This window comes from Microbulbifer maximicatervae (SeqCode) (genome assembly GCF_052467615.1).
In genome coordinates this window covers 4,054,151-4,070,496 of the sequence record NZ_CP174319.1, presented here as the reverse complement: position 1 = coordinate 4,070,496, position 16,346 = coordinate 4,054,151, and the positions used below count along the sequence as shown (strand labels likewise).

At 48.3% G+C, this 16,346-nt stretch carries 12 protein-coding genes; 6 read left to right on the top strand and 6 right to left on the bottom strand.

Annotated features, from left to right (window positions below; all coding sequences use genetic code 11):
* Nucleotides 1–14 precede the first annotated feature (14 nt).
* On the bottom strand, nucleotides 15–608 hold the full coding sequence (locus tag ACJJIM_RS17855; protein ID WP_413663519.1) for a TetR/AcrR family transcriptional regulator: 594 nt from the start codon (nucleotides 606–608) through the stop codon (nucleotides 15–17).
* A gap of 352 nt (nucleotides 609–960) precedes the next feature.
* On the opposite strand from ACJJIM_RS17855, the gene ACJJIM_RS17850 reads away from it, so the two are divergent.
* From ACJJIM_RS17850 to ACJJIM_RS17825, 6 genes are all read left to right on the top strand, one after another.
* On the top strand, nucleotides 961–1,257 hold the full coding sequence (locus ACJJIM_RS17850; protein ID WP_444911630.1) for a hypothetical protein: 297 nt from the start codon (nucleotides 961–963) through the stop codon (nucleotides 1,255–1,257).
* 60 nt (nucleotides 1,258–1,317) lie between these two features.
* Nucleotides 1,318–1,629 (top strand): cupin, encoded by a 312-nt coding sequence (locus tag ACJJIM_RS17845; RefSeq protein ID WP_444911629.1) that lies wholly within the window; start codon nucleotides 1,318–1,320, stop codon nucleotides 1,627–1,629.
* A gap of 329 nt (nucleotides 1,630–1,958) precedes the next feature.
* Nucleotides 1,959–2,267: a DUF1272 domain-containing protein gene (locus tag ACJJIM_RS17840; protein ID WP_444911628.1), complete on the top strand. Its 309-nt coding sequence runs from the start codon at nucleotides 1,959–1,961 to the stop codon at nucleotides 2,265–2,267.
* Between the two features lie 191 nt (nucleotides 2,268–2,458).
* The gene (gene glk, locus ACJJIM_RS17835; protein ID WP_444911627.1) at nucleotides 2,459–3,421 is read left to right on the top strand and encodes a glucokinase; all 963 of its coding nucleotides are present in this window, start codon (nucleotides 2,459–2,461) and stop codon (nucleotides 3,419–3,421) included.
* Nucleotides 3,422–3,591: 170 nt separating this feature from the next.
* Nucleotides 3,592–6,456, top strand: a complete 2,865-nt coding sequence (locus ACJJIM_RS17830; protein WP_444911626.1) for a TonB-dependent receptor — start codon at nucleotides 3,592–3,594, stop codon at nucleotides 6,454–6,456.
* Nucleotides 6,457–6,591: 135 nt separating this feature from the next.
* Complete coding sequence (locus ACJJIM_RS17825; protein WP_413663513.1) at nucleotides 6,592–8,103, top strand: tryptophan halogenase family protein; 1,512 nt, start codon at nucleotides 6,592–6,594, stop codon at nucleotides 8,101–8,103.
* A gap of 90 nt (nucleotides 8,104–8,193) precedes the next feature.
* Here the strand turns inward: ACJJIM_RS17825 and ACJJIM_RS17820 are convergent, their stop codons facing one another.
* The 5 genes from ACJJIM_RS17820 to ACJJIM_RS17800 form a co-directional block, all read right to left on the bottom strand.
* Complete coding sequence (locus tag ACJJIM_RS17820; RefSeq protein ID WP_444895935.1) at nucleotides 8,194–8,493, bottom strand: hypothetical protein; 300 nt, start codon at nucleotides 8,491–8,493, stop codon at nucleotides 8,194–8,196.
* 31 nt (nucleotides 8,494–8,524) lie between these two features.
* Complete coding sequence (locus ACJJIM_RS17815; protein WP_413663511.1) at nucleotides 8,525–10,444, bottom strand: VCBS domain-containing protein; 1,920 nt, start codon at nucleotides 10,442–10,444, stop codon at nucleotides 8,525–8,527.
* 288 nt (nucleotides 10,445–10,732) lie between these two features.
* Complete coding sequence (locus tag ACJJIM_RS17810) at nucleotides 10,733–12,904, bottom strand: tetratricopeptide repeat protein (RefSeq protein WP_444911625.1); 2,172 nt, start codon at nucleotides 12,902–12,904, stop codon at nucleotides 10,733–10,735.
* Nucleotides 12,905–12,907: 3 nt separating this feature from the next.
* Nucleotides 12,908–14,905, bottom strand: coding sequence for a DUF3857 domain-containing transglutaminase family protein (locus tag ACJJIM_RS17805; RefSeq protein WP_413663509.1), 1,998 nt, complete (start codon nucleotides 14,903–14,905; stop codon nucleotides 12,908–12,910).
* Between the two features lie 374 nt (nucleotides 14,906–15,279).
* On the bottom strand, nucleotides 15,280–16,128 hold the full coding sequence (locus tag ACJJIM_RS17800) for a DUF3014 domain-containing protein (protein ID WP_413663508.1): 849 nt from the start codon (nucleotides 16,126–16,128) through the stop codon (nucleotides 15,280–15,282).
* Nucleotides 16,129–16,346 lie beyond the last annotated feature (218 nt).

Sequence of the window (16,346 nt, the reverse complement as noted above, 5' to 3'; positions counted from 1 at the left end):
GGGGTGGGCTTTTTTTAGGGAAGTGTATACTGGTCCAGAATTGTGGATAGCTGTTGGTAACTGTTTTTGCCTGCTGTGGTACTGCCCGTGCCTTTATTCAGGGCCACTACGCCTCGGCTTACCGCCATAACCATCGCGGCGAGGGCGGCACAATCGACATCGGCCTGCAATTGGCCATCGTCAATAGCCTTTTGCATACGGGTTTCGATCCGGTTCAGCATATCATTGGTACCCTTGGCTACCAGGTCAGCGAGAAACCCTTCACTGGCACCCACCTCCATAGCTGCCATAGTAGCGATACAGCCTTCAGGAGTTTCAGAGCTCTCCATACCTGACTGAAGCATTTCCAGGAAGCCGCCCATAGCTGTGCGGAAGTCCGGGTGGTTCAAGGTATCCATAGCATCGCAGGCATATTGGGTGTGGAAATGTTCCAGACAGCGGCCATACAACCCTTCCTTGCTTTGGAAGGTGTTGTAGATACTGGATTTATTCAGTCCCATGGCCGATTCAAGATCCGACAAGGAAGTTGCTTTGTAGCCTTTTTCCCAGAAAACGCGCATGGCCTTGTCTAGTACTTGTGACTCATCGAACTGCTTGCGCCCACTCATTTATCGTTACCAAACCTCAAAAAAATGATAGTGACACATCAACCTGGGGTGGGCAAGACGAGAGGGGGAGAGTCTCGAAATTATAGGGTTAAATAGGTTTTGGCATGAAAAGTCCAGCGGATTTACCGGTCCATGAATAGGTGGTCAGATTATTTTGTACGAAGGCCTGGTGCTGACTAATGGGCCCCTTTTAACTGGTTGCTCAAAGTCTCTGCTTTAAGTGACCAGCTCGTCTTAACCTTTGCTTGCTGTGGCCCCGAGGTGGAGTCAGGGCTACCTGTGTGCGGTTCCTAAAAATAGATATTTAACCTATGATTTCGGCTGCGAATGAATAGAGAAGGATTAGGAAATTATGGGTATTTTTGATAAAGCCAAGGAACTCGGTGAAAGGGTCAATGAGTCCGTAACCGCTTTTGGCAGTGATGAAGTAATAGCCAATACCGTTATCAAAGCGGTTGAGAAACAGGAGAAGGTGAATGCCATTCTTAAAGCCAGGGGATGCAATTATCGTGTTGCGGACATCGATCTGGGGATGGGCATTCCACCAACGGTGACTTTTGGGGTGAGGCGAGTTGATGAGCTGGCAGAAAAAAAGGCTGATGAAAATGGTGTCATGACTTCCCCTGCGCCTGAAGAATCCGCCTTATAGTTACCGACTTTCTAAATGATGGTTCCGGAAATTTTATAAAGCGATATTGGAATAAACATCATGAAAATAGTGCGTAGCAGAGATTTTACCGGTAGTAAGCCCTGGGAATCGCAACTTATCGCAAATATGAACGGGATTACCACTAAACTGCATTGGACTAATAAACCTTATATTTGGCATATCAATGATGGCCAGGAAGTCTTCGCTGTTCTCGATGGTCATGTAGAAATGTTTTACAAAGTGGCAGGTAGAACCGAATCGGAACTTCTCGGACCTGGTGATATATTCCACGCTTCTGAGGGCACGGAACATGTAGCTCATCCTGTTGGTGAGGCTCGTATTCTGGTTGTGGAATCTGAGGGAAGTGTCTAAGTTGGTTTTCCTTTCTTAGAAATTAATTAATATGGTTATCTTATCAAGAGATAGTCATCAATTTGATGGTTTGGATAAGCATTTTGCAATGTTGATTTTGTAACAATGGATCATGTCGGAATTTGTCGATTTACTGTCATTTTAATACCACTATTGGAGAGAGTAAGTCGTTAATATAAAAAGCTATTTAATCTTCCATATATAAAGCTTATACAGATTTTATGTAGTCATTTTCTGTTGGGATAACTTCCTTTGTGTAGGGAGGTTGAGCGAGAAATTAAGACTAATAAACTTCAAAAAATTATTTAGCGAACAAGGAGGGAACTGGGATGCTGGAGTTAAGGCCGAACTGTGAGAATTGCGATAAAGATCTACCGCCAAACTCTGAAGAGGCGATGATATGTACTTACGAATGTACTTTCTGCCAGCCCTGCGTCGAGACATTACTCAGTAACGTCTGCCCTAACTGTGGCGGTAATTTTTGCCCCCGCCCCATTCGACCCCAGGTTGCGCGGCGTGGCGGTGTGGGTATTAGCTATCAACCGGCCTCACAGAAGCGAGTCAATACTCGATTTAGTAAAGATGAAATCTGCTCGTTTACCAATAGCGTGAAAAATATCCCCCCCGCTGATCGCTAAAATAAAGTGACTGAAAGTTGCAGTTTGGTTTTCTGCTGCGAGGTTTATCGAGTTTATCTGGGTTATATATGGGGTTATGCGGTTTCTTTATAGGGTGAGTTGTCCTCTGTAGTAAGCTTTGGGGCTGGCAATATTTTGTCTGACGCCTTAAGTTATATCGCCTTTTTTAGGGGGAAGTTAGAAGGATAACTATGACGAGTATCGTAGCGGATATCGGTGGGACCAACGCCCGATTTGCCATCGCCAAGCCTGTAGCAGAGGGTTACCAGCTGGAAGAACTCAAAGTCGTTGATTGCCAACGCTTCGAGGGATTTGATGCAGCACTACAGCACTGGCTCGATGGGTTAAACCAGCCGCGCCCGGAAAAGGCGTGTATTGCAGCAGCCGGTCCGCTGGAGATGACTCCAACAGGTGGAAAGGTTTATATGACCAACCTGGGCTGGACTATTGACGCCGGGGAGCTGGCGCAAGAGTTTAGCTTTCCCCACCTAGAGCTGATTAATGATTTTGCCGCCTTGGCTCAGTCTCTGCCCCGTCTGGCCGAATCAGATTACCAGGTACTGCGCGATACTCCCCGGCAGGCAGGTGCTCCTATGGCGGTGCTCGGTCCCGGAACTGGCCTCGGTGTTGCCGGGCTGGCTGAAGCCGATGGCCGATACCATGTGCTGGCGGGAGAGGGCGGGCATGCAAACCTGACAGTCTCCACTGAGCGTGAATTGCAGTTGCTGCAAATCCTGATGAAAACCCAGTTACCCGTTTTCAATGAATGGGTTTTGTCGGGCAATGGACTGGTTAATCTCTATCGCGCAGTTTGCGAGCTGAACGGAGAGGTCGCTGAGGACCTGACGCCCCCCGATATCAGCGCCCGTGGCCTTGAAGGTTCAGATCCACTGTGTCGTGAAGCTCTGATAGATTTCCTCAATTTCCTCGGCAGTGCGGCCGGAGATGCGGCTTTGTATATGGGCGCTCGTGGCGGGGTATTTTTGGGCGGTGGTATACTGCCCAGGATCGCTGAACTGCTACCTGAGAGCGAGTTTGAGCAGCGTTTCCTGACGAAAGGGCGTGTCGCTCAATGGATGGAGGCCGTTCCGGTATACGCGTTGAATGCGGGTTATCAGGCCCTGATTGGCGCTGCAGTACAGCTTGAGGGGTAATTGCCTGGTACTTTTGTTGGGTTATGGCCTGACAAACGTGTATTAAATTACACCTGTGATTGATCTCACACTTTTTCCCGTCTCCTCCCCCCTCGGGGGAGGATGTTATGGATTAGGGGCCGCCCTAGGATGCAGGGTCTCAACATAACGATAAGTCCAGGGAGAAGATGATGAGTCTATCCAATAAAGGTAAAGGGGCGCTCAGACCCACTTTGCTATCTGCTGCCATCGCGGCCTCCGTGTCCACCTCGGTTGGGGCCTATGCGCAGGAGCAGGAAACACTGGAAGAAGTAACAGTTACCGGTATTCGCACCAGCGTTTTGGACTCCGTTGAAGCCAAGCGCGCCGCTGATGTTGTGGCCGATGTGGTAGATGCCGGCGCTCTGTCATCTCTTCCCGACCAATCAATCGCTGATGCCCTGGGCCGTCTGCCCGGCGTAACCACCGTGCGATCCAACGGTCAGTCCTCACAGCTAAATATCCGCGGTATGAACGGCGACTTCCTGCAGACCACCCTGAATGGTCGTGAGCAGGCCTCTACCAGTGGTTATACCGAAAGTACTCGCTGGATATCTTTTGACCAGTACCCAGCTGAGCTGATTAATCAGGCCGCGGTCTACAAGACTCCGAAAGCCTCTCATATCGAAGGTGGTGTAGCGGGCTCTGTAGAGCTGAAAACAGCCAATCCTCTCGACGCCGACAAAGAACACAACTTTAATGCCAATGTGCGTATGTCGTTTAACGACGCAGCAGATGACGTCGGTGCCGACGAGTTCGGTGAGCGTGTCACGCTGTCGTACATGGGTAAATTTATGGATGACAAGGTGGGCGTCGCCCTGGGTTATTCCCACCTTGAGCAGCCGAATAGCTTTGTAAAGTCCCGCACGGGTGCAGACGCCCAGATCGGTTATGAACCGCCGGCAAGCGATTACGATGGTGACGGCAGCGCAGATGCTTTGCCGCGCGCATTCCAATGGCAGTCAGGTGATGGTACCGATACCCGCAATGGTTACCTGGCTAGCGTCGTTTTTGAGCCTACCGATGGTTTCAAGGCCCAGTTGGATTACTTCAAATCTGACTTTGAGCGTGTGGATACTCGCCACGGTATTACGGTTGGTGGGCTGGCCAATACAGACATGTATACCCTTTCCGATACGGAAGTAAACGGCGGAGTGGTTACCGATGGAACGGTAATTATTACCGATCCAAAAACTGTTTACGATTCCAGCCCCTGGTTTGAATCCCGCTCTGAGGATCAATCCACTCAGGCGGACAGCGATAGTATTGGCCTGAACCTGGAGTGGAATTTTGGTGACCGCCATACCCTGGCCGTTGACTACTCCTATAGTAAGGGCACCAAGACGCGCAAGGATCAGATTGTATCCATGCACGCTTACGACCTGACCTACGATGACAATGGGAACTTAGAGACCTGGGAAGAAGCTGCTGGGCAGAGCTTTGCCTATTCCCTTAATGGTGATGGTATTCCCTCAGGCGTTTTCTCCGGTGTAGATTTCACCGATCTGGATACCATGCGTTTGTCGCGCTACGAAGAGTACCCCCACGAGTACACAGATAAAGTTGAAGCCTTCAAGTTCGATTACAAGTTTGACTTGGAGTGGCGAGCCATTGCCTCTATAGAGACTGGATTCCGTGTCTCTGAGCGTACTTTCGATTCTGAGCGTGGTGCTTTCCTGTACGGTAGCCGCGATGGTCAATTCAATGACTACTGCGCGGATAACCTGTCCGACATCGATTGTGAGCCGCAACTACTGGACGGCTATGTCAGCATTGAATCTACCAATGGGATACCACAATTCGTAGTCAACGATATGGATGCCCTGGCTTCCAGTATTTTTGGTGCCGGTAATTACGAAGGTAAAAAGGTATTTAGCCAGGACTGGACTTTCGTTGAGTCCGGTGCTGTGAAAGAGGAAGTTTTTGCCTACTACCTGATGGCCAATATCGAAACCCAGTTGGGTAGTATTCCAGTAACTGGTAATTTCGGTGTACGGGTTGTTGAAACCGATGTGAAGTCCAGCGGTATCCAAAATGTGGGTGCTGGCAATGGTATCGAAATTACTGATGACGTGGGTGTAACTTCAGATAGCTACGACTATGTTGAGTACGGCCCCGAATACACAGATACCCTGCCTTCCCTTAACTTGAACTTTGAGCTGACCGAGCAGGACTACATTCGCTTTGCTGCAGCTAAAGTGATGGGCCGTCCGCCAGTTGGGCAGCTGAAGGGCGGCGCTGGCTCCTGGAACAGTGTTAACAACGATGGCGCTACGGAGTACAACGTTTGGACCAAGGGGTCTCCCTACCTCGATCCTTTCCGTGCAAACCAGTTTGACCTGGCTTATGAGCACTATTTCGAAGATGGCGGCGCGGTAACTGCAGCCATTTTCTGGAAAGATATCGAAAGCCTGGTAGAAAAGCAGTATATCTACCTGGACAGCCAGGCAGATCGGACGGCGCTGTTTGATTCCCTGGGTATTGAAATTCCCGTTGGTCTGGAAGCTGGCGCTTTTGAGACTTACGTGAACAATGACAAGGGTGGTTATATTCGAGGCATCGAGCTTGCGGGTACCAAAACCTTTGATCAGCTGCCAGGTATTTGGGCTGGCTTGGGTATGACCGCCAGCTATTCATATACTGAGAGTGAAACCGAAGTGAGTGGCGGTAACCTCTATGGTGAAAACCTGCCATTGCCGGGCCTCTCTGAAAATGTCTGGAGCACTACAGTATTCTGGGATATTGGTAATTTCAGCTCCCATGTCAATGTTCGCTATCGGGATGAATTTATCCTGAATATGCCGGTACCAGGTAGCTCCACACCAGTGGAAGCGCAAGCCTATACCACTGTCGATGCACAGATATCCTACGCATTTGATAATGGTATCGATGTGATTTTCTCAGCGAACAATCTTACGGATGAGGCTGATGTGAAATCATACGGAGTAGATGGCGTCCTCGGTGAATACACTGAGTTTGGACGTCAGTTCTACCTCGGCTTGAACTATAGCTACTAAGTATCGCTGATTCTTTCGGTGTAAACTGAAGATGTGATAAGAGACCGCCCGCTGAGCTACGCTTGCCGGGCGGTTTTTTTTTGAAATATCAAATGGCCCGAAAATAAGTGCGGTGCCGAATTTTTGAGAGTCGCCATGAGCAATCAATGTAAAAAAATAATTATTCTTGGCGGGGGTACCGCTGGCTGGATAACCGCCAATCTGATGGCGACCCATTGGCAGAATAAAGGGTTTGAAATCACCCTGGTGGAATCACCGGATATTGGAATTATCGGTGTGGGGGAGGGATCAACTCCGCCACTAAAGGGTTTTATGGAGACTATAGGAGTTAGCGAATCGGAGTGGATGCCTGCTTGTAACGCTACTTACAAGGTCGGTATTACCTTTAGGGATTGGTCGGTCAAACCGGGCTTTACCGAGTATGTTCATCCCTTTGTTGGCCAGCCTGACCAATTTACTATCCCGGCATTTTTTCATAATAGTTACCTGCGCAGGAAGGGCGTTGACTTGGAGGGGCACCCGGACCACTTCTTTCTGGCCACTGAGATGATTCGGCAAAAATTATCCCCGGTCGCACCAGAAAACTTCCCTTTTGAAATTGCCTATGGCTACCATTTTGATTCTGGTTTATTGGGCCAGTTCCTGCGGGGTGTTGCCGAAAAAAAAGGGGTTCGCTATAAGGTGGCGACAGTGGCTGGTGCTATGCTCGATGCACAGGGGAATATTGATCACCTGAAAACTACTGACGGTGAGGTTCTCAAAGCTGATCTGTATGTGGACAGTTCCGGCTTCCGTGGAAGTCTTATACAACAATCCTTGAAAGTTCCATTTATTAGTAGCGCTGAGAGTCTGTATAACGACTCTGCGGTTGTATTTGCTACGGACCAGGAAAGGGAGTATGCACCGCACACTATTTCTACTGCGATGAAATATGGCTGGGCCTGGAAAATCCCCCTGACTAATCGCAATGGCAACGGCTACGTTTACAGCTCTCGCTTTGTCGATGATGACAAGGCAGAAACGGAATTTCGCGCTCACTTGGGTTTGCTGGACAGTGATGTCGAGGCGCGTAGATTAAAGTTCAAGGTGGGACGGGTTGCCCAACACTGGGCCAAGAACTGCCTGGCGGTGGGGCTCTCCCAAGGCTTTATTGAGCCTTTGGAGGCAACGGCGCTTGATATGGTTCAGGAGACTGTAGTGCGCTTTATAGAGGCCTATAACAATGGTGATCATACTGATAAATATAGGGATGACTTTAATAATCGTATCAGCGCTCGTTTTGATGCGGTGCGGGACTATATCGTCTGTCACTATCGTATTAGTTCGAGAACAGATACGGATTATTGGATTGCCAATGGCTCTAATGAAAAGATATCTCCCTCCCTGCGTTCAATCTTGATGTCCTGGATGGCAGGCAAGAATATTACTGATGAACTACTGGATCAAAAACTGGATGTCTATTTCCCGAATGTATCCTGGAATTGCCTGTTGACTGGCAAGGGGATTTACCCGGGGCAGGAACAGTTGCGTCCAGGTAATGAGTTTGCACACAAATATAAACTGGAGGAAATCAAGGATTTTAACCGCCGCTGTGCTCTGAACTTTATGCCGCACATGGATCAGTTAAATCAATTAAGGGTGGGGTAGAAGAAAATCTGGAATAGTGCTCGGGTTATCTCTGAGCACTATTCCGCTTTAATCAGATAGGGAGGTGAATCGTTTTAAATTAATAAATGGCTATTCGCTATCCTTTACTTCTATTTTCTCTGATTCTTTTATACGTAGTATGTGCTTTTCTCCACGCTCACCACGAATTTTAACCCGATCTCCAGATTTCATACCTTTGAGCTTGGCCTCATCGGCATCCAGGAAGAAGTAGCGGCCAGTCTGCTCATCTTTCAGGGAAAACTTACGCTCGGATTTTCCCGTTTCAAAATCTTCAGAGATAATTTCCTCCAAGGTGCCAGTTACAATCTCCTCTGCTTGCACAAACAGGGAGAAGCTCAATGCAAACGCTATTAGAATGAACTTTTTCATAGTATTTATCCTGCGGTAACGGATTTATAGTCTAATCACTGTAACTGACTAAGATAGTGGCCGACTGTTTGTCTGCGGCCATAGATTGAAACTCAATGGTTAAGCCAATATTTGAGTCGGTAAAACTATCTCCTGGTTCCTTGAGTTCTGCTACATGGTTAAAGAGTCTATTATCGAGATAATGAATGGATACTGAATTTTCCATATGAGACGATGGGTTCAGTATGTCATGGCCTACATGGTAGTTCACGTAGTAGTAGTCTTCTCCATTCTGACTACCCGCACTCTCAACTTTCAGCTGCTGGGGCAGGTTTCCTGAGAGCTCTCCCGCAGTCAGCTCAATAGCCTCAATCTCCACCTCTTCGGTGCTGCCGGCGGTCTGGGTTACCGTTTGGGTATATTCGGGGAATAAATCATACCAGCCCATGTACTCTCGGTGACCACTGCCAAATAAGCGCGAAGTCCAGGCATTCCCCATAAAGCTCCCATCTGTTCCATACTCGCTTTCGCCACTATCGAAGGTATCGCCATCATTGTTGTCATCATTGCCGGCATGGCTGAGTCCAATATTGTGGCCAAGTTCATGGCCCATTATTATCTGGTCTGTATAAGCGGTAACGATGCTCCATTTACCACCAACAGAGGCGACACCAGCCCCAACCAGCCCAGCACTCTTGGCCTTTGGCGGGTAGATGTAAACACGGTGGCGCCAGTCGCTTAGGTTGATAGGGTTGTTATTGTTATCAACTAAATTGGCTTCTGCCCATTCTGTTGCATTGTCACGCCAAGTGTATCCTCCGTCTGTATATTCTCCTCCCTGGCTGGAGCGGGCTGCCGCATCGTCAACGCTTAAAGTGCCACCGTCTTGGTTATCCGGAATGTTGTAACTGATACAGTCAATGGAGCTATCTTCATTGCTACCTTCTCCATAGCAGTAATGTTCCAGGGAGCTGTCGCTGATGCGATGGCGCAGGAATTTTAGTTGTCCCAATGAATTCTTTAGGTAGGTATTATCGAGAGAGTCTTCATCGTTAAAGACCATATCTGCAATATCAGAGATATCAGTGGTATCTGTAGGTACGGCATCAGAGAAGTTCATGAAAATGAATACGATACTGCTTTCATCAGGCTCTAAAGTGACGACAGAGAAGGTAATCGATTGAGTAGTGCCATCGCTAAGTTGAAATGAAATGGTATCTTCTGTCGTTTCACCATTGTTTAAACTGTCTGCAGAATCATTCAGGCTGTATTCCCAATCTCCGTTGCTGTATAACTTGAAATCGCCGTAGGATCCGTTAAGTGTTTCCTCGACAAACTCCGGAGTATTGCCATCGACATCCTCCAAAAGGAACGTTCCCGAAGAAAATTCCTTACCTTCAACAATCAAAGTGGCCAGTGGGCTGGCGGGGTTGAACGTGTAGGCATCGTCGTAACCGGTTATGGAAATGGATATAGTGGCTTCTGAATCACTGGAACCGATACCAATATTAAATGTGTCGGTCACTAATTCTGAGCCAGCAATTGGATCGGATAGTTCAAGGTCCAAAGTATAGGTCCAGCTGCCATCACTGGATATTTCAAGCTCTCCGTAAGTCCCTTGAAAATTTCCGGATTCAAAGGTTTGATTGCTGTTTGAGTCATCGACCAGTTGCCCAGAAACCGTTGTCTCGACATCTTCACTGACGCTGCCGCTGTCACCGCTTATGCTAGGGGAGTCATCGCCGTCGTCATCATCCGAATCTGAACTGTCATCATCATCAGAGCTGGAGCTGTCATCATCAGAGCCAGTATTGCCATCGTCATCATCGCCGTCAGAGTTTGCCCCTGAATCGCTATCGTTGCTTACTGGAGTATCGTCAGGTTCGTTGTCATCGGAGCTTCCGCCCCCACCGCAAGCAGTAAGAAATACAGATAAACTGATAGCTGTGAGTAACTTCAGTGAATAGGTCATATCGCCTCGATAGATCCGTTAAACCAAATATAATTGGCGCGGAGTATAAAGAGCTGTCAGTCATAATCTGTGATGGTTGGCTTGCTTTTGAGGCTGATTTTTTACTTGAGCAAAAAATGGTGCTATCGATCGCACCTAGGAATTTTTTGCCAATAAAACTAAAGAAAACAGGCTGAAAAATAGTTGGGGATTTTTAAGTGAGGAAAAGAGTGGTTTAGGAACTTGTTGGCAAAAGAAGGTTGAACGCGGTCAACTATTCGCTGTGAATAGTCGACCGCATAAATAATCTTATTCTGCAGAGAGTCCACTCAGAAACTGTTTTAAGTGTGAGACATTGCAATCTTTTGTGTTTGCGCAGTTTTCCAGGATTTGTTTCAACTGCTGGTCGTCACTTTGTTCAGTAGCCAATTTCAAATAGTAACGTACCTGATCAAGGTTTTTGCCTGGATTTTCGTCTTGACTATAGGCCTCAGCAATTTTTAGTGAAGCTATACCATGCCCTCTCTTTGAGGCTTCCTCGTAGAGTGACATTGCTCGATCTAGATTAGCTTCTACACCAAGCCCCTGTTCATACATACGGGCTTGGTTAAAGTATCCATACTTTGAATTTTGATTCGCTGCCTGCTCGAACCAATGAAGAGCCTCGGGATAGTTATGGAAAGAATCACTACCGGAGTCCAAGTATATGAGCCCCAGCTTATTCATAGCACTTGCTAATCCCCTCTCTGCTGCTTGAGTGTAATAATAGATTGCCTGTTCCAGGTCCTTTTCTACTCCGTTACCTGCCTCGTAGAGTCCGGCCAACCTGGCACTGGAGTTGGCTGAGCCTTCTGCAGCTGCGAGCCTATAAAGTTGTGCTGCATGAGTCGGGTTTTGTTCCACTCCATAACCATTTTCGGCGGAGTAACCCATATTGGTAATACACTCCAGGTGGCCGGCCCGTCCACACAATAAATACCAGGCATAGGCAATATCGGCGTTGGCATCTGCAATAATATTCTTGGAATGCAGGATCCCCATTTTTAATTGTGCAGGAAGATGATTGCGATATGCCGCAGCTTGATAGTCCCTGATAGATTGATTGATATTAACCGGTTGGCCATGGGCGCCTAGTTGTGTGATACGCCCTCTCTCAAAGAGTGCGGCGGGGTTTCCTGCAATTGCGGCCTCATTGAGAAGTGCCATGCCCCCACTGATTTCTTTTTTCTCCTCCAGCAGGTAGCTGGCGTAAAAAAACTGGGCTGGTGAAAAGCCACTATCGGAAGCTTTTTGAATAAGCTTTTCAAATTGATAGTAATTATTCTGCTCAAGGTAACCAATAGCCTGGGTAAAGTGGGCTACGGGGTAACCTTTATTAGCGCTGGCTTGCAAGAATTGTGCAGCACCGGATTCGTTAGCTGAGTTAAATTCTTCTGACGCAAAAAGGGAGTAGAGTTCGTACTCCGCCTGGCCCTTCCTCAGGTGTTGTTCGGCACTGGAAAGTAGTGAAGTTGCTAATTCTTTGTCTGGGTCAATTCCCAGGCCCATAAAGGCTATATAGGCTAGGTAAATCTTCGCCTCTTCGAGGCCCAGGTCCGCAGCAGCAACAAATAATTGTGCGCACTCGTTAACTGCAAATTTTTCAGTTTTGCCACTGAGACACAGCCGCCCTAAACTGATATTGGCGGAAATGGATCCCATAACAATAGCGTCCAGATAAGCTTGTTCAGCCTGTGGATACTGACCCTCCGCATGAAACACAATGCCTTCGGCGTGTCGAGCAGCATAGTCTGTAGAGGCTAATATCTGGATAATATCGGCATATAGCTGATCCGATGTGCCGGCAAATGGATACCGGATCGCGAGCAGTCGGTGTAGAAAGCGGGCATTATCGAAGTAGATTTTCGATACCTGATAGCCGCCTACTTCCTTTACGTTATATACGCGGTATATAGCATTGCGACTATTTGCAAATTCAAAATAGCTATCAATAATTTCATAGCCGGATATGGTGAGCAGGTCTTCTGCATCTGCCCAGCTTCCGACCTCAAAGGCACTATAGCTATACTCACCACTGCGTCCGGAAAGGATACCAGTAGCAATAAATTCAAACAGGTTTTTATGGTAGTTGGCGGCTTCTAACTGTCCCACAGACTCATAGCATTCTGCAGCGCTGAGATGGGGCGTCAGTGACAGGATGTTGTTGTTTGTTACGGCCTTCCAGTCCACGGCTTCACAAGACTTATCCCCAGATTCAATCGCGGATAGCTCCGCCTGGTAGCGCTCTCTGGCCGCGATATTATTCAGGGGTTGCTGAGACTCAAGATAGGCAACCCAGAAATCCTCATAAGCAACTGTATCTGGAGCGCTAGCAATTTGTTCGGTTAGCAGCCTTATTTCACTATCGCCGGGTTCGATGGAAGTGTGGGCCGCACAAGAGGCCAGTAAGTAAATAACGGGGGCAAAAAGGAATTTTTTCATTATTTACTTCCTGATCAGTGACTTAACCAGGTTTTTCATTGCCTTGCTGGTTTCCTGAGTATTCGAATTATCGCCCTTGGCCCAGAACTGATATTGAAGTGCTTCATCCAGTTTATCGAGTTGCTCCATATACTCGGCAATATCCGTATTGCGGACATGGTCCGCTTTGGATTTAAAGGCGTAGTTCACCGAGATGTTATTGCCAATATGATCGGAGGTTCTGGAGAAGGTGAACCAGGGATTTTCTATCTGTAGATCCTGGGATTCCTCTCTCCACAAAACCTCTCCAGTAATTTTGGCTACTGCTTTGTGGTTGATATCCACAGGATGTGCCAGCGCTAATGGGCTCTGGCGAATACGCTTCTGGGGGCTGGTAATATAAGAGGCGATACTGGAGCCATACAGTGAGAAAATCTTCCGGGCAGAGTTCAACTCGGCAAAATCACTGATCTCATATAGCTCCGATACCTGAAGTATATTTTCACCCCGATTGTCCTGGTGCTTGATATTGGATGTGATTTCAATACCGGGGTAGTAAGTTGCCATAAAGTTTGCGTAATTACTCTTTATGTATTCAGAGTCCGCTGACTGGAAAAATTGACGCATCTGCTCCGCTTTGAGAGCGCTGTAGGTGGACTCAACAGTTAGTCCTGCGGTATTGGCACTGGCATTGATTTCAAAATTTTCGGTGACATCCAGTTGCAGAGTGCCATTGGCGGGATAAATCGTGGTTACTTGTTTTAATGCTCGGGTTCCCTTTCGAATGGGGAGTGCCAATTCATAATCAAAGAAGCCTTTACTCTTGATATTAGAGCCCTGTCCGGAAGCGGTGCCGTCAACCCAATAATCTTGTCCATTGAGTTCAATGACGCTGATTACATGATCAAACGAACTGGGAGAGGGGATATCATTGGCAAGGTCACGCCCGCGTCCTGAAGACACCAAAGCGGGGTAAGAGTTAACCCCCAGGTGAGACAACATGGCGGTTATTAATATGGCCTTGTCTTTACAGTCGCCATAGCGCTTATCCAAAGTCTCTCTCGGCGTTCGCGGTTGGTGTGAGTTGATTCCAAACTCGATCCCAAAGTAGCGAATATCCTCCTGAACGTAGGTAATAGCCTTGCTGACCGCTCTCTCAAGGCCTTCCTCTGCACGCCATTGATCCAATTGTCGGGTGAGTTCCTTTGGCAGGGAAAGGTCAATATCGTAGAGTGTCATTGCCCAGTCGTTCACTTCAGCCCAGCTGTTATAGCCTGAATATTGGATGTAGTTGAATGGGTCATGCCAGTGAGGGTATTCCCCCTCCTGAAGTATCGGAGACACCTGCTTCAGGTCCAGCGTGTACTGGTAAGTGCCGTTATTGCGGGTAACGTTCACCGGTACTTTTTCATTGTTAAAACGGTAGTTGAGCTTGTTGTCACTGGTAATTTTTACATAGCGCCTGTCGATGGCATCTGGCCATGATAGGTAGAAAGTACCAAAATCCCCGCGTTCAAAAATAGGATTGCTTCCCTCGAGCGTATAAGCGTAGGAGATTTGGTCACCGGGTCGGATATCCTCAAGAATGTAAAGCGCATTCCACATTTCAGAGTAGAGTTTGCTGGACAGTTCCTGCTCAGACTGGAATAACTTGAAGTCCTGTTTTTCCAGGCGATCAATCACTTGATCATTGCGGGTGACGGTAATTTCGTGGACGACCAGCTGCTGGAATGCGGGGTAAAAACTAATGTTCAGTTCCGATACCTGTTTAACCCCTTGCTGATTGAGGGGCTCCATCACCAACTGAAAATAGTATTGGTGTTGTTCGTTCGTATGGGATATCTGGGAGTTACTCAGGTGATACCTAACACTGCCTTCGGGTGCAGTGACACTACTCGAGAGGTCGACGGCATCCACCCAAGTGGGTGTTGGGGCTATGTTAATTTCAGGGGTAGCCTGGGCCAGCGACACAGCAAATAAGAGAGTCACAGCCAGAATTTGGCCGAAGGAACGATATTTCAAAATGAGCCTCGATTGTTATCTACAGCCTATACCGGCGGAGACAGAATAGATCTTGGGTGGGGAGTAAGCAGAAGGGGCACGCAGGGCACCCTACGATTGATTCGCTCCTGTTGAACCCTGGATCTTTCCCTATAGGGCAGTGCCTGTTGCCGCTTGGTGTTGGGATCGTTTAGTGAACAGCCGGTAATATACCCCAATGGCTATGGGCTGAGTATCGGATGGGTATGACCGCTGGCGTTTTGAATAAGTTTTTCGGCGGTTCAAATTGATGAAGGCAGGGTTTGTTGTGTCCAGGCGATGAAATGGTTAAAAAACAACCGAATCTTAAAGGTGGGAGGCCACCCAGCTTGTAAGCTGAGTGGCCTGAGATCTGCTTATTGGGTTTGCTCCTGAACGGGCATTTCTTCGAGCTTAGCCTTTATCTCTTTCAGCTTTTCCTTAACCCGGGCTGCATTGTCGGGGCCCATGCGGATCATCAGCTTTTGTATTCCAGGGAGTTTTTCCAGTTTTGGGTCGGCAAATTTGTAATACACCGACGGGCGTATCAATTGAATAGGGCCTTCAACATCTGGCGCTGCCAGTACATTGTCGATTGCTCCAATCACCACCTGGTGGAATGACTTGTTGCGAATCCCCAGCTCGCCATAGGCCTGAGCTAAACGGGGGTACCAGTACTGATACAAAGTAATGATGGCATCAGTGTTAGCCAGTGCGAACAATCGTACTGGTTGGTCGTAACGGCGATAGTTCTCCGGGGACAGTTGGTAGCCCTCAGCGGATGACCCGGTAACGGTGATGGGGCCGCGAATGGTTTTCAGCGGGCGATGCTTGTGAATCAGCTCACCACGGGATGCTGCATTGGCAGCGGCCACCCATTTACGTATTACTTCGTCGGGTACCAGCCAGCGGGACAGGGCGCCGTCGGGTGCCAAGGACATTAACTCGTCATATGCGGCCTTGTCACTCTCGTTCAGGGGGGGAGGCGGCTCTCTGCCGGGCTCCTCTTCAATGACCGGCTCCTCGGGCGGCTGGGCTGGTTCCTGGCTCTCAGGTTGTGCCAGGGCTTCTGGCTCGGGAGCAGTTTGGGGTTCTTCGACAACACCGATAGTGGGAATTTCTTTTTTCTTTTCCTCGCCGGTCCAGAGCCAATAGGCTGCTGCAGCGACAACGACCACCACAATAATGCCGATGATCCACCCTTGCCTAGATTGTTGTTCCGACATTCCCTGCCTCCTTTGACTGCTAACAGAATGTGACGCTTGGACCACGACAAAGCGCTGCGGTTTCTCGCGATCTGCTGGTTTTACATTACTCTGCAAAAGCGCCGCTCGCAAAATAGTTTTACTATGGGGTAATTGCACAACCTTATTGCCGGTCTTATACCCTGCGCAGCACCTACGCCCCCGCGCGGGAGGATGTTTGATTTACTGGGCCTATTAGA

What these genes read in the sequence shown, in the direction of transcription:
- ACJJIM_RS17855 (WP_413663519.1), bottom strand. Translation starts at nt 608, where the DNA reads ATGAGTGGGCGCAAGCAGTTCGATGAGTCACAAGTACTAGACAAGGCC.
- ACJJIM_RS17850 (WP_444911630.1), top strand. Translation starts at nt 961, where the DNA reads ATGGGTATTTTTGATAAAGCCAAGGAACTCGGTGAAAGGGTCAATGAG.
- ACJJIM_RS17845 (WP_444911629.1), top strand. Translation starts at nt 1,318, where the DNA reads ATGAAAATAGTGCGTAGCAGAGATTTTACCGGTAGTAAGCCCTGGGAA.
- ACJJIM_RS17840 (WP_444911628.1), top strand. Translation starts at nt 1,959, where the DNA reads ATGCTGGAGTTAAGGCCGAACTGTGAGAATTGCGATAAAGATCTACCG.
- glk (WP_444911627.1), top strand. Translation starts at nt 2,459, where the DNA reads ATGACGAGTATCGTAGCGGATATCGGTGGGACCAACGCCCGATTTGCC.
- ACJJIM_RS17830 (WP_444911626.1), top strand. Translation starts at nt 3,592, where the DNA reads ATGAGTCTATCCAATAAAGGTAAAGGGGCGCTCAGACCCACTTTGCTA.
- ACJJIM_RS17825 (WP_413663513.1), top strand. Translation starts at nt 6,592, where the DNA reads ATGAGCAATCAATGTAAAAAAATAATTATTCTTGGCGGGGGTACCGCT.
- ACJJIM_RS17820 (WP_444895935.1), bottom strand. Translation starts at nt 8,493, where the DNA reads ATGAAAAAGTTCATTCTAATAGCGTTTGCATTGAGCTTCTCCCTGTTT.
- ACJJIM_RS17815 (WP_413663511.1), bottom strand. Translation starts at nt 10,444, where the DNA reads ATGACCTATTCACTGAAGTTACTCACAGCTATCAGTTTATCTGTATTT.
- ACJJIM_RS17810 (WP_444911625.1), bottom strand. Translation starts at nt 12,904, where the DNA reads ATGAAAAAATTCCTTTTTGCCCCCGTTATTTACTTACTGGCCTCTTGT.
- ACJJIM_RS17800 (WP_413663508.1), bottom strand. Translation starts at nt 16,128, where the DNA reads ATGTCGGAACAACAATCTAGGCAAGGGTGGATCATCGGCATTATTGTG.